An 11,920-nucleotide genomic window follows, 5' to 3' on the forward strand; every position below is an offset into this window, starting at 1 on the left:
CTTCAATTTCCTGGTTGAATTGCATGACTGGTTAGTATCAAAGCAACGGAAGTTAAAAGTAGTAAATTTCTTCTTTGTCTGCTAGTTGCGTAACTTAACTCTAGTGCTTTATCATTCAATTATTCAAAAACTCCTTTTGAAATAAAGCATCCACTGAAGAAAAGTAAAACTTATTCGACAAGCGAGAGCCACTGCTCAAATTGCTTAATAGTAGTTTCATGCTTTCTTTTTAAGCCCAGTTCAGAGCACATCTCTTCTACAGGGTTTGAGCTATTATTAGTTTTAGCAAAAGTTGCTAAGCCCAGAGCTTCTTCAAAAGCAAGCTCTTTCCAGTTTCTCTCATACCCAAACGCGTTCACACCTCGCCAATGTATTAACTCGCAAGTATCTTCTGGCGATAACCAAACTGTTGGCGAGAAGCCCGGATTCTCTTTAATTCCTGCCCATGGTTTTAAAAGCTCATAAATGTAATCAGCTTGCTTTTTGCTAGTGCGTGTTAAGCCATGTAAGTTAGCAATCTCCAATGCCAAAGTATGTAATGTGATACCGGGCCTTTCTTTCAATGTTTCTTGTGCGATTTCGGTTAATCGTGGCCTATACTCTTCTTTAAAGTAGTTGCTTGCATCAAGCACATTACTGGTGAGCTGTTGATTATTTGATACAAGAGATGTTTCATGTTGGGCTGAAGATGTTTTGTAATTAGTATTAGCAGCCGTTTTTAGAACCTCTGCTTCTGCTTCTGCTTCTGCTTCTGCTTCTAACAAGCTATCCTTTTCTCTCTCAGTAGCAAGTATTTCATTTAACTTTGAATCTAACTTTTTAAGTGCGGTTTCTGAATCTACAAAATAATCCGTAGACCAGAGCCTAACGATATTCCAACCTAAACTTTCAAGTATTATTTGTCTTACACGATCTCTATCTCTAGCTGCCGGTGAGCCGTGATATGTAGCACCATCGCATTCGACACCTGCAATGTAGCATCCGGGTTTATCAGGATGAAGAATCCCTAAATCAACTCTGAACTTACTGACACCAACCTGTGTTTGGACCTTCCAACCCATGTTGCGTAATTCGTTTGCAACGGCTTGTTCAAAATCACTATCAAACTGATCCACTCCGTAACGAGCCGAAGTACTTTCCGCTAGTGAAATTGGCCCTCTTTCAGCAAACTCTAAATAATGTTTTAAATGTTCAATAGCAGTTGAAGATGTGCGGCTCAAGTCAATCATTGAAGAGTCAAAACTACTGAAAATTACGACTTCTGTCGTTGCTCTCGTAATGGCAACATTAAGCCTTCGCTCCCCACCCTGTTTGTTTAATGGACCGAAGTTCATACTCATCGTTTTCGCTTCTGGCTCAGTAGGACCATAACCTAAACTAAGCATTATGATATCTCGCTCGTCACCTTGAACTGACTCTAAGTTTTTAACAAAAACAGGCTCTTTAGTTTCTGCTTCATGAAAATACTTTTCAATTTTTGGGTTATTCCTTCTAGCATCATCGAGTAAGTCTTCAATAGTGCGTTGCTGCTCTGTGTTTAAAGTAACGACACCAATTGACAATGTCTGTTGCTGCTTGTTGAGCAATCGCTTAGTGATTTCGTTTACAACAGCCTGTGCTTCTTTGATATTGTTCCGACCCTTGCCCTTTGCATAAAGGCCATTAACCCGATGTAAAGAAACAGCTGACTCTTTTGTCTCTGATGATGGGTAAGTTATTAATGAGTTTTCGTAGTACTTGCTGTTTGAGAATGCAATTAGAGTCTCATGTTTGCTTCGGTAGTGACCCATCAACCTTTTTAGCGGTAATCGAGCAGCTAGAGCTTGATCTAAAATAGATTCAAGATCTTCTTCATCTGGGGCATCGGAAGTACCGGCCGCGAAGAAGTTGGTTGGAGGCATTTGTTTAGGATCACCAACAATAATTACATTGCGCCCTCTGGCAATTGAGCCGACAGAATCCCATGTTGTCATTTGAGATGCTTCATCAAACACAACTAGGTCAAATCCTTTAAAGTCTGATGGTAGAAATTGAGCAACAGATAACGGTGACATCATCATACATGGAGTAAGATCCAGCAATGACTCACCAAGCTCTTTAACCAAAGCTCTAATTGGGATATGACGAGTTTTCTTCTGGATCTCTTTCGACAAAACTCCGAAGTGACGGTCGTTTTTAGCATCTTTGATTTCAGTAGTTGGCACTCGACTTGAAGCCAGAGCAATAATGTAATCACTTGTTACTTCAGCTACTTTTTCATCTAATTTACGGAATGCTTCTATAGTCGCTTCATGTGTTGAAGCCTTAAATTCTCTTAAAATTACACTGTCATCAATCAAAAGAGGTGCAAGCCAAGAAAAATAAGCTAGTTCAAATTGTTCTAGTAATTCTGAAGGTGGGATAACACCTTGGCTCAATGCCTGCTCAACAGACTCTAAACCAACGCTATTAGCTTGATCTTTGGCGTTAACCCATTCACACCAGCTTTTAAGTTTCGCTTGATTGTTTTTTATTAGACTTAAGGCTTGACTTAATTCAGTTAAATTTAAACTTGAAGTATCTGTAATATTGAAATCGAGTAAGTTATTGTGCGCCTGTTCAAATTCTTTATAACTAGAGGCGAAATCATCTAATTTAGCCTCTAGTTGAGAGTTTTCAATAAAATCTCTGCCGTCAACAAATTGCTTTTTAATTACTATTAAAGCTTCTGTTGGGTCATTACATAACGAAAGAGCGCTATTTAACTTAGCTTTTACTTTTCTTCCGAACTCCACGGAAGCTATTAAGTCTTTCGAAGTTGTTAACCAACCTTTCCAAATACCTAACCCTTCAAGTTCACCATTAGTTTCAGAAATTTCATCGGCAAGCTGCTTTGCTTCTAATAGCTCAGCTAAAATTGAAAGATCACTAAACTTCCTAAACCCAAACTCATGTGCTTGTTTATTAACTTTCCACTTAGCAAATAGAGATTTGAGCAAACTACTATTTGCAGCTTCATATTCTGAATACCACCTGCTTATTGGAGCTTTCAATAGCTGACTAACTTCAATATTGCTACCTAGCTTGCTAATAAGCTCATCTAACTTTTCTTTTTTGAGCGCTAAGTTCTCTATAAGCTCAAATCGTTCGTTAAAGCCTGATTGTAAGACAAAAGTTATATCACGGTACTTCACAAGTTCTTTTAATTCATAAAATGAATTCAAGGCCAAGAAATTCTTGTTGTTCAGCTCAGCTGCATCGATGCCTAGGGTAGCAAGAGCCGATTGGAATTTATCTGTAATACTTTCAAAGTCAATTAACCAAGCTTCAACTTTATTTATTAGCTGGCTTTGCCAAACATTTGACCATGCTGTAGCATTTATATAAGAGAAGCTAGCAAAGTCGAGTTCTTGAATATCTTCAAAGGCAATTTTAAGCTGCAAAACGATTTCATTTAGTGTGTTCAAGTCACTTTTTAAGGTTTTATCTGCACTTAAATCTAATGGCCAATTTAAGTTAAGTTTGACTTTCCCCTTATGAAGAGCAAGCCTTGATATTGCGTCTCGAACGGATACTCCTGACTGTGATTTTTTATGTAGCTCTCTCACATAATCATTTAACTTATCTTTTTTATCCTTTAGCTCAGAAACATGCATAGACCACGTATTAGGATTTAATCCCTCTCTTGATTGCCAAGCCTGAGCTAATTGCTCTAAAACGACCTTTTTGTTCGCTTTATTACTGTGAAGCTCTAAACATAGATGGTCCAAATCTACTTTTTGCAATCGCTTGTATACTACATTCAATGCAGCCATTTTTTCAGCTACAAATAAAACCTTTCGCCCCTTACCGATATTATGAGCGATAATGTTAGCTATTGTTTCGGATTTACCTGTCCCCGGAGGTCCTTCAAGTACAAAGTCTTGCTCTTTTGCTGAAGCATCAACAGCAACTAATTGCGAACTATCACAATTAAGAGGCGTAAACACTTCAGCAGGGTCTATAGCCTCATCAACTTGATGTTGTTCAACAAACTGAGCAGATTGAATATAAGCATCTTTTGGACTTTCAACTAAGTGCTGAACAAATCGATTTTCTTTTAAGTCATCCAATCTGTCTCTTAGATCTTTCCACATCAAATATTTTGCAAATGAAAATGAAGATAAAACTAATTCCTCAACTACCTCAAATCCCTTTTGCTCACTGACAGCCTGCCTTACCTGACTCCAAATAAATGGGACATCTATCCCACTTTCATCTTCAGGCAGCTCATCTTTAAATACATTTAAGTTGATATCGTGTTCAGATAGCAAAAACTCGATCAAAGTAAGATTAAAGATTGCTTCCTCACCTTGTAATTGCTCAACATAAATGGGAGCTCGAGCACTTTTTCGAGTGAGGCTAACTGGAATAAGAATTAATGGGGCTTTAAAGCTTCGGGTATCCTCTGGGTTCTCTTTCCACTTAAGGAACCCCAGTGCTAAGAAAAGTGTATTTGAACCACTTTCTTCTAAATCATTTTTAGCTTTTCGAAACAGCTCGATAGCATTTTTTTCTACTCTTTTAGGAGGCTGATTAGCTAATAAAACTTTATTATTTAACTGATTAAGAGCGTACTCTTTATGTATTTCCGAGCCGGTTTGAAAACGAAATAGCTCACTGTCTCGTTCAGAATCAAAATATGGACTTTCTTGAGTTGATAAGAATTTAAACTTTGTCCCATCCGCCAACATATCTTCCATATTAGCTATATCAGGACAATATAACTTTATAGATACCGACTTATCATTGAAATTTAAAAGTTTATTTCTCTTAGTTAAATCAAGAAGCTTTCGGCACCATGAGTCGATGCGTGTTTCAGGGCTTTCTTCGACAATACGCTCTTCAGCACGAACGGGAGGTAAAGGAGGAACCTCAGGTAAAGTAAGATTAACAGTTTCATCTACTGATTCAGTTTCAGCTTTAGCCTCTTCTATAGTTGATAACGGCTTAATTGACTGAGCTCGTGCTTGGCCAATATCTAAAACCATTACGAACTCTTCTTCTTTATCCTCGTCAAGTAAATTTCTGGCATGATCTTTTGCTTGTTCAAATGTAACAGGAGAAGCATTTGTTACGAGCGTTGTTTCAAACAAGACTAAATCTCGGTTATCCACGCGCTTTCTTATATCCTGCGGATCATCATTACAAAGAATTGGCAACTTTTCATCAATTAACCAAGCACCAGCAAAAGCATGCCCACTAGTGATAGCCACCACAGGATTTAGACCCATAGCTTCTATACAACTTGCGAATAAGACAGAAGAATCTAAACAAGCGGCCATTTTAGATTGGCTGATATCCGCAGCTAGACGAATACGTTGGCCAGTTTTTGCGAAGCCTTGAGGAGGGCTAACATATGCTAACTTTTCTTGAAAAATGACATTCCAAAGCGCAGCAAGCATCAAATATGGCTTTTCTCTAGTGTTCGACTGATATCCATCTACTGAGCGTCCATGACCACTACTTTCTAAGAGTAAAGCAACTTTTCTAACTATAGATTCTACGTATAAACCATTTGGCTTTACAAAAGCAGCTAGTAAATCTGGCTGACGACTCTCTCCACCCCAAAAATTGGCAGGGAGAATACTCACTTTATGCTCACTACTGCACAAGAGAAGGTTTTCATCATCCAATAGCTCAAATTTAAGCCCTAGAAGAACTTCTTCGGTCAGGCCAAAAAGTGTTTCAAAAGGAAATTTAAGTTCTTTGACTGGTAATTTAACTGACTGTCCAGCAATCACTTCATCAATAAGCCACTCAGAGGAGTCTAACCAACCTTCAATAGCATTCAATCTTAATTTTAAATTACTTAGGACTGGTTTGTCGTAACATTCCGGCACAATGATTTGGATATTATGCAAAACTGAATATGAATTTTGCTGTGCAGCTAGTGAAAAAGTAGAAATCACATCAACTTCTAATTCAATATTGCCTTGGTTTTGCTTATTAACTTCTTCCATGAGAGATTGTAACCCTTTGCTCTTGCTTATGTAGCAATAGTAGTTTTAACCAATGTAACTAGAACATTATGATTGGTCAAGAAACGGGCGGCATACATTTAATCTATGTCACAAAGTTTCTGGTTAACCTACAGAGCTGAGTGGCTTAAAATTGTTTTGCAAAGAAGTGACTAATACAACGACTCTTCCAGAAAAAGGTATAACTTGAATATACGTAGTTTCTGCCTCAAAAACATTCAAAATATGAGCCACAAAGGTTAACTTTGAGCCAAAACATACGGTCGTTCTAGCTCGTTTCTTGACAATAATGAGCCTGAGTATTTATTCAGTAAACACCCTAATAATGGGCAAAAAATTGTTTGCTAATAATTTAGCTCTGCCAACATGGGTATATATTTGAGTGGTCGATATATCTGCGCGCCCAAGTAACTCCTGCTCATGTCTAATATCCGCATCCTTTTCCAGCATCTCGGTTGCTGTCGAATGTCGATAAAGGAGGCACGCGCCAGTACGATCAACCCCTGCTAGTTTCACATACTAGGAGAGAGTTCTCACGAGAATCACCACTAATGTATGACACAGACAAGCCTCTTTCGCTTTGAACCCATCAATCTTACCCTCGTACAGAGCAAAGCGTTCATTACGGTTCATCGTTAGAAGCTTGTAGCTAGGCTAGGCATTTACCTTTTAAAACCTTGAGTCACTCTCACAAGGGTTGCCATCGTTATCACCGTCCATTTTTGTATTCGGACAATTTCGAATGAAAAACACAGCTTCTTCTCGCGATCTCATTTGGCTACAGTACTGGCGCCCATCACACTTGAATGTTTGTCGTGGCGTGGTGTCGAATGCGGTGTCTGGGATTTGTTGAATAGCCCTTGGACTGCCGACTTGTTCGGTAAAATCTAAATAGTTAAATAATAGAACCGACATAACCCCAACCACTAATACAGGCACTAGCTTATTCGCACCGGGCTTGTTGGTGCTTTTTGAGGTTTTGAATTTCTTCGCGGCAACTCCCTCTATACGAGCATTTGTAGCGCGCGTTTTCCCTTCATGCCTTTCAACTTCAAAGTAAATATAGTCGCCTTGTTTTGGCGGTCGACTCATGTGCTTAAGCGTTGAAATGTGAATAAAGGTATTTGATGAAAGCTCTGCTGCGCTGATGAAACCGAACCCTTTATCGTCATTCCAATTGACTAGCTTACCGCGATACATGTGCTCGTCCTTGTTAGCAAATAAAGCTGCGATATTACAAATAATTACCAAGAAAATCTATAAATTACTCGTTGAATCAATCCCCTAACAATCATTACGGAAAAGGTTTAGCTATAATTCCTCAGTCTTTGTCGGCACTTGTTTTAAATAGTTACACTTTTTGCGTTGCAAACGAACGCTTTGGATATAAAAATTACCCGAGTTACCGCACGTATACTCAAAATTTTAACAGTGTGGGCATTAAGGAGAAGTCAATGAAGTACGCAATCATCATCTTAACAGCAGCACTGGCAGGCTGCGCATCCCCTGAACAACAGCAGTCATTTGAACAAGCTATGCTAGAGCAAGCAAACTGCTCTGGTGAGGTTGAGCAAAGTTATCGTATGACCTTTTATAGCTCAGACAAGCCAGAGAATGTGGGTAAAACCGAGCTGCAAAAAAAATGCAACCCGAACCCTACCCATGGTGATTTTGAGAAAAAGAAATAGCCATTTTCGTTAGGTTAAAATAACAAAATAATCAGGGCTTTATAAATAGAGCCCTAACGTCGCATCGAGCAGTAAGCTAATCGCCAATAAAACGATGACAGAGAATGTCAGCACCATGCTCACCACGCGAATCTTAAGCTGCTCATTGCTTTGGGCGATATTGCTTGCGTGCAGTAACCTCCCTAATACTAAGGCGGCACCAAATAGGTGGCAATAATGACTCGCTAAGCCTTGATACTCATTGAGAAAAAGTAGAATCAGTGCAAATGGCACATACTCAATGAAGTTTCCGTGTGCGCGAATAGCGCGTATTAAGCCTTCATCTTCGCCTGTACCTATGGATTTTTGAGCTTTGCGCCGTGCTTTAATAACATACATACTCAACTGCACGTAAACCAGCGCTAAAATTGCAGCGTAAATTGAAACTATCACCCTAACCCCTTAACAAATCAAAATTTGAGTAAGAACTTACAGGGCTTGGAGTAAAAAGAAAAGTGCCGACGGTAAACAAAATGCGTTTAGCCGCCGGCAGTTGGAGAGGTCGTTTCGATATCATGACTGCATCATGATAATTTCTATACCCTTAGTCCTCGAGCAAAAACACTGCGTTCACCTTCGCAGTGACTTTGATTTCACCGATGTTATAAGCATCTTCCACTTTCGCGCTACCGGCGCTATCAGCTCGTACCATCATGGCCTCGACCTGGGGCATTGGACGCGCGTAGTCTTGTTGGGCACTGATACTATAGACTTTTTCAATGCGGGCGTTGAAACCTTCTGCGTAGGTACTAGCTTTGGCATTTGCATCTTTGAATGCTTTTTGCTGCGCTTGGCTAAAAAGCTCATCATGATTGGTTAAACCAAATTGTGACTGCCCTACTTGATTTGCTCCTTGCTGAATAAGGCCTTGCAGAGTTTGCGCATAGCTATCAATATTGCGCAAAATAATGCTGAGGTTACGACTAACTTCATAACCGTCAAATTCGTTGGTTTGAGTATCGCGGTTATAACGCGTTTTGCTGCGCACATTCAGTTGGCTAGCGTGAATATCTTTGCTGGCAACTCCCTGCTCTTTTAACGCCAGAATCATGGCCGCAAGTTTGTCATCGGCCGCTTTCTTTGCCGCAACAACATCCTTGCTGTGTTCATTGACACTGACATTCAACGTGACCTTGTCGGGAGTGGCCCACACTTCCCCTACACCAGTAACTTGAACGTGAGGTTCATCAGGGATACTGGCGGCATGAGCGCCGAATGCGATGCCTGATGTAAGTATTAGAGAAATAAGCTTTTTCATGTTTTTACCCATTAGCAAATAATGCTATCCAGTTTAGGGTGAAAACGTTAATTGTGCCTGAATAAAAAAGGCCAGCATGACGCTGGCCTGTTATTAAATGTTATCCGAGTTTATCGGAAGCAACGCGGTATTTGGGGTCTTCGATAACATTGATCTCGACTAAATCGCGCGCTTTATGCAGTAGTTGCTTACAGTCAGGGCTAACATGACGTAGGTGTAAGGTTTTACCTTGCTTGGTGTATTTCTCGGCGAGGTTATCTATAGCTTCAATGGCACTGTGATCGGCAACTCGGCTATGCTTGAATTCTACAATGACATCTTTAGGGTCATTCTTAACATCAAATAACTCAATAAAGTTTTTCACTGAGCCAAAGAACAAAGGTCCATGTAGCTCATATACTTTTGACCCTTCTTCATCAATGTAGCTTTCGGTGTAAATATGTTTGGCATGCTGCCAAGCAAACACTAGCGCAGAGACAATAATACCCACGCAGACCGCAATGGCTAAGTCTGTGGCCACAGTTACGGCACTGACTAAAAAGATAACGAAGGCGTCAGATTTAGGTACTTTGCGCATAATGCGGAAACTTGACCATTCAAAAGTGCCTATAACCACCATAAACATAACGCCAACCAGTGCCGCCAAAGGCACCATCTCAATATAGCTTGCGGCAAACAAAATGAAGGCCAGTAGCATCAGAGCAGCTGTCACACCGGATAAACGACTGCGGCCACCTGAGTTGATATTAATCATTGATTGGCCAATCATGGCACAGCCACCCATCGCGCCAAAGAAACCACAAGTCAAGTTAGCTGCGCCCTGGCCCATGCATTCTTTATTACTTTGACCACGGGTGTCTGTGATTTCGTCAATAAGCGTAAGCGTTAGTAACGATTCGATTAGACCAATGGCGGCAAGAATCACGGCGTATGGCAGGATGATTTGGAATGTTTCCCAGTTGAGCGGCACTTGAGGAATATGGAACTCAGGCAAACCACCGGCGATTGTGGCGCTGGCATCACCGGTCATATCTTTAACAAAGTCGATAACCGTGCGGGCTTCTAAATCTAACCCTAAAACTAAACCCGTCACCACAACAATCGCTGCCAAACTTGAGGGAATAGCAGTGGTTAGTTTAGGTAAAAAGTGAATGATAGCCATGGTCAAAGCAACCAGGCCCAGCATGGTAGCCATCATTTCGCCTTGCATCCACTGCATTTGGCCATCGTCGCCAAGTACTTTAAATTGGCCAAGTTGAGCGAGAAAGATAACAATGGCCAAGCCGTTTACAAACCCCAACATCACAGGGTGCGGCACCATTCGAATGAACTTACCAAGTTTAAATACCCCAGCGAGAATTTGCAGTATGCCCATCAACACCACCGTGGCAAACAGGTACTCTACCCCATGGGTCACGACGAGGGAGGTCATGACAACAGCAAGGGCACCGGTGGCGCCAGATATCATGCCCGGGCGGCCGCCTAATAAAGAAGTTATTAGGCCAACAATAAAGGCAGCGTATAAACCAACCAGAGGGTCTACTTGGGCTACAAAAGCAAAGGCAACGGCTTCGGGGACCAGCGCTAGGGCCACCGTCAATCCAGACAATATATCGTTTTTAGCAGAGCTTGGGGCTTTGCTTAATAAGTTAAACATTCATTCCTCGTGTACGTTAGGCAGAGCTCTTCGAAAAGGCCGCAGAGTCTAGCAAAATACCGAGAAATTAACAATTGAGTAAAAAGCTGAAGGCTGGCTTACTGCCACTTTTACAGTGGCAGTGCGGTGGAGCGCTTAACACAGGTCATAGTCACATTCGAATGTACTTCTTGCACATAGGGAAGGCTTAATAAGTGGTCTCGAACGAACTGCTCATAGCCTTCAATGCCTTTGGAGATAATACGCAACATAAAGTCCATGGTACCCGCCATGGTGTAGCATTCAGTGACTTCATCATAGCTCATTATCAGCTTTTCAAAATCTGCGAGCTGGTCTCGGCCGTGGTTAGACAAACGTACATGGGCGTATACAAGCATATCGAAGCCAAGCTGCTTCTCATCTAGCAAGGCCACTTTGCCTTTGATATAGCCCTCCTGCTCGAGACGTGCAATACGGCGCCAACATGGTGATTGGGAAAGGCCGACTTGATCGGCTATTTCGGCGGTCGATAAACTGGCATCCTGTTGAAGCAATGCCAAGATCTGACGGTCAACTTGGTTTAATGACATTGATTTTTCTTTTTTGATTATGAATTAGGTAAAATTATACATAACGCAAGGGTTTTCGTCTGTACTTTTTAACCGAATTTTCCGCTAATAAACGGGTTTTTATGACGCTCTTGTCCTACCGAGGTCTCTTCACCATGACCGCTAAGCAATCGATAGTCATCATCTAGGCTAAGCACCTCTCGTTTGATAGAAGCGATTAATGTCGGGCCATCGCCTTTAGGAAAGTCCGTCCGCCCTATTGAACCTTTAAAAATCACATCGCCAACTATAGCAAGCTTATGACTATGACAAACAAAAATCACGTGCCCTGGCGTATGTCCTGGGCAATGGCGTACTTCAAATTGCTGCTCACCTAAACTTATGGTTTGCCCGTGCTCGAGCCAGGTGTCGGGCAAAAAAGGCACTTGCGGCGCAAAGCCAAACATCTGAGCCTGCTGCGCCAAGGCATCAAACCAAAACTGCTCATCTCGTTGCGGGCCAACAATGTCGATTTGGTAATGTTTGCGCAATGTATCCGCTGCACCAACATGATCTAAATGGCCATGAGTTAACCAAATTACACTGGGCTCAATACCGCGCTGTGTTAACGCACGGATGATTTTATCACTATCGCCACCGGGGTCGATAATAGCGGCCTGACCACTTTGTGCGCATTGCAATATGCGGCAATTTTGCATAAAGGGAGTAACAGGAATGGTGGTAATTTTCAT

General features: G+C 41.2%; 9 protein-coding genes. 1 reads left to right on the forward strand and 8 read right to left on the reverse strand.

The genetic code is table 11. The features are described 5' to 3' along the window. Positions 1-170 precede the first annotated feature (170 nt). The 3 genes from proA to PRUTH_RS05500 all read right to left on the reverse strand — a co-directional run bounded on the left by proA (position 171) and on the right by PRUTH_RS05500 (position 7,199). Positions 171-5,981, reverse strand: coding sequence for an anti-phage protein ProA (proA, locus tag PRUTH_RS05490; RefSeq protein ID WP_151172788.1), 5,811 nt, complete (start codon positions 5,979-5,981; stop codon positions 171-173). 321 nt (positions 5,982-6,302) lie between these two features. After that, on the reverse strand, positions 6,303-6,515 hold the full coding sequence (locus tag PRUTH_RS05495; RefSeq protein ID WP_151172789.1) for a tyrosine-type recombinase/integrase: 213 nt from the start codon (positions 6,513-6,515) through the stop codon (positions 6,303-6,305). A 153-nt stretch (positions 6,516-6,668) separates the two neighbouring features. Then, entirely contained in the window at positions 6,669-7,199 is a 531-nt protein-coding gene (locus PRUTH_RS05500) for an excalibur calcium-binding domain-containing protein (RefSeq protein ID WP_151172790.1), read from the reverse strand. A 254-nt stretch (positions 7,200-7,453) separates the two neighbouring features. Between PRUTH_RS05500 and PRUTH_RS05505 the strand changes: the two genes are divergently transcribed. After that, entirely contained in the window at positions 7,454-7,687 is a 234-nt protein-coding gene (locus PRUTH_RS05505) for a hypothetical protein (RefSeq protein WP_151172791.1), read from the forward strand. Positions 7,688-7,726: 39 nt separating this feature from the next. On the opposite strand, the gene PRUTH_RS05510 is transcribed toward PRUTH_RS05505, so the two are convergent. From PRUTH_RS05510 to PRUTH_RS05530, 5 genes are all read right to left on the reverse strand, one after another. Beyond that, positions 7,727-8,119, reverse strand: a complete 393-nt coding sequence (locus PRUTH_RS05510; protein ID WP_151172792.1) for an MAPEG family protein — start codon at positions 8,117-8,119, stop codon at positions 7,727-7,729. 151 nt (positions 8,120-8,270) lie between these two features. Beyond that, positions 8,271-8,984 carry an SIMPL domain-containing protein gene (locus PRUTH_RS05515; protein WP_162197067.1) on the reverse strand — a complete coding sequence of 238 codons (714 nt, stop codon included), beginning with the start codon at positions 8,982-8,984 and terminating at the stop codon, positions 8,271-8,273. Positions 8,985-9,084: 100 nt separating this feature from the next. After that, complete coding sequence (locus PRUTH_RS05520; protein ID WP_045978789.1) at positions 9,085-10,641, reverse strand: SulP family inorganic anion transporter; 1,557 nt, start codon at positions 10,639-10,641, stop codon at positions 9,085-9,087. 110 nt (positions 10,642-10,751) lie between these two features. Next, on the reverse strand, positions 10,752-11,210 hold the full coding sequence (locus tag PRUTH_RS05525; RefSeq protein WP_022944202.1) for an Lrp/AsnC family transcriptional regulator: 459 nt from the start codon (positions 11,208-11,210) through the stop codon (positions 10,752-10,754). A 68-nt stretch (positions 11,211-11,278) separates the two neighbouring features. Next, complete coding sequence (locus PRUTH_RS05530; protein ID WP_151172793.1) at positions 11,279-11,920, reverse strand: MBL fold metallo-hydrolase; 642 nt, start codon at positions 11,918-11,920, stop codon at positions 11,279-11,281.

It is taken from the genome of Pseudoalteromonas ruthenica (genome assembly GCF_008808095.1).
GTDB classification, from domain to species: Bacteria; Pseudomonadota; Gammaproteobacteria; order Enterobacterales; family Alteromonadaceae; genus Pseudoalteromonas; species Pseudoalteromonas ruthenica.

What these genes read in the sequence shown, in the direction of transcription:
- proA (WP_151172788.1), bottom strand. Translation starts at nt 5,981, where the DNA reads ATGGAAGAAGTTAATAAGCAAAACCAAGGCAATATTGAATTAGAAGTT.
- PRUTH_RS05500 (WP_151172790.1), bottom strand. Translation starts at nt 7,199, where the DNA reads ATGTATCGCGGTAAGCTAGTCAATTGGAATGACGATAAAGGGTTCGGT.
- PRUTH_RS05505 (WP_151172791.1), top strand. Translation starts at nt 7,454, where the DNA reads ATGAAGTACGCAATCATCATCTTAACAGCAGCACTGGCAGGCTGCGCA.
- PRUTH_RS05515 (WP_162197067.1), bottom strand. Translation starts at nt 8,984, where the DNA reads ATGAAAAAGCTTATTTCTCTAATACTTACATCAGGCATCGCATTCGGC.
- PRUTH_RS05520 (WP_045978789.1), bottom strand. Translation starts at nt 10,641, where the DNA reads ATGTTTAACTTATTAAGCAAAGCCCCAAGCTCTGCTAAAAACGATATA.
- PRUTH_RS05525 (WP_022944202.1), bottom strand. Translation starts at nt 11,210, where the DNA reads ATGTCATTAAACCAAGTTGACCGTCAGATCTTGGCATTGCTTCAACAG.
- PRUTH_RS05530 (WP_151172793.1), bottom strand. Translation starts at nt 11,920, where the DNA reads ATGAAAATTACCACCATTCCTGTTACTCCCTTTATGCAAAATTGCCGC.